The organism is Peribacillus sp. NPDC056705 (assembly GCF_043656335.1).
In genome coordinates this window covers 1-1747 of sequence record NZ_JBHTYI010000144.1, presented here as the reverse complement: position 1 = coordinate 1747, position 1747 = coordinate 1, and the positions used below count along the sequence as shown (strand labels likewise).

Annotated in this window: 2 protein-coding genes; both read right to left on the bottom strand. The window is 50.3% G+C overall.

Annotation, left to right across the window (positions count from 1 at the left end; genetic code table 11):
- Nucleotides 1–95: 95 nt before the first annotated feature.
- A complete protein-coding gene (locus ACFRAK_RS28325; RefSeq protein ID WP_023964608.1) occupies nucleotides 96–899 on the bottom strand; it encodes an ABC transporter permease in 804 nt (267 codons plus the stop codon).
- Nucleotides 900–1747 (bottom strand): ABC transporter permease (locus ACFRAK_RS28320; protein ID WP_394573087.1); only part of this gene is annotated, 848 nt, incomplete at its 5' end.

Sequence of the window (1747 nt, the reverse complement as noted above, 5' to 3'; positions counted from 1 at the left end):
CGCAAGCCGCCAATAAGCCAGCCGATAGCACCGCAACCATACCCACCGCCAGCAGGCGTGTCCATCTTGATTGTTTCAATTCCATATCTCCTCTCTTAGATCGGCAAGGTTTTGTGTTTCTTCTGACCATTGCCGCGGTTAAGTATATACTGGGCTAACAGGATCAAGGTGATGCTCACCAGGATCAGCAGTGTACATAAAGCGTTGATCTCTGGTGAAATGCCTCGTTTCACCTGAGCGTAAATATATATCGGCAATGTCGTGGAGCTTGGTCCGGCGACGAAAAAGCTGACCATGAAGTCATCGAGCGACAAAGTAAAAGCAATTAATGCACCGGCAATGATGCCCGGGGCAATCTGCGGCAATGTCACATGCCGAAAGGTCTGCCAAGGCGTTGCGCCAAGATCCTGCGCCGCTTCATCCAATTGCTTACCCATCCCCGACAGCCTTGCCGTAACGACTACATACACGAACGACATGCTGAAGGTAATATGCGCAATGATAACGGTCGTCTTGCCGAGCGGCATATTCAGTTGGCTAAATAGCACAAGCAAGGACAATCCCATAATAATGTCCGGAATAATTACCGGCAGGTACAATAGTCCATTCATACCACCACGTCCCTTGCGACTCAGGCCTTTCAACGACAAGGCAGCCGCGGTTCCAAGCAGTGTCGACACGATGGTGGATATAAGAGCTATTGTTAAACTGTTCATCAGCGCTTCCATCACGTGACGGTTCTGGAACAGGGAGGTATACCAGCTGAAGGTGAAGCCTTCCCAGTTACCGCCAAGTCTCGTGTCATTAAAAGAATAGACGATAATGATGATGATCGGCACATAGATAAAGGCCATCATCAGGAACGAATGAATGCCAAGCAGGGGATGATTCTTCTTCATTTACCGTTCCTCCCCTACACGTTGATGTCGAGCTTGCATCGCCCGGTTGAACAGCAGAATCAGCACCAACGAGGTTGCCACGAAGATGACCGAGAGTGCAGCACCAAAGGGCCAATTGCGCGCTCCGAGAAACTGTGACTGAATGATGTTACTGATCATTGACGACTTCGCACCGCCCAGGATATCGGTGACAACAAACATCCCGGAAGTAGAGACATAAACCAAAACCGCACCGGTCATGATGCCGGATTTGCTCTGCGGCAGCGTAATGTGACGGAACGCCTTCCATTTCGAAGCGCCCAGATCACTGGCCGCATCAAGCAGTCGCTTATCCATCTGCTCCAGCGCTACATAAATCGGCAGCACCATAAAAGGAATAAAGTTATAGACCATACCTAGCAGGACGGCTCCATACGTATAGAGCATTTGGATCGGCTCGTCAATCCACCCCATCCAGAGCAGCAGACTGTTGACCACGCCTTGCGTCCGAAGCAGCAGCACCCAGGCATATGTCCGGATCAGGAAGTTGATCCAGAATGGCACCGTAATCAGAATTAGTCCCCAGGTCTGAATCCGCGGCGATGCCCCGGCAATATAATAAGCGAGCGGATAACTAACCAATAGACAAATCACGGTAGTTAGCAGGGACAACACCAGGGTATCCCAGTATATCCCGAGATAAAGCGGATCAAAGAACATCTTGTACCCTTCCAGGCTGAAGGAGAAGACAACATTCCCTAGCGCGTCGCGGGAAAGAAAGGAGATCCCCACAACGATGAGCATCGGGATGATAAGAAATAGAGATAACCACAGCAGCACAGGCGTCAATAGGAACCGGGATTTTTTCA

Bases quoted from the DNA above. Each gene is read 5' to 3' on its own strand.
- ACFRAK_RS28325 (WP_023964608.1), bottom strand. From the start codon at position 899: ATGAAGAAGAATCATCCCCTGCTTGGCATTCATTCGTTCCTGATGATG.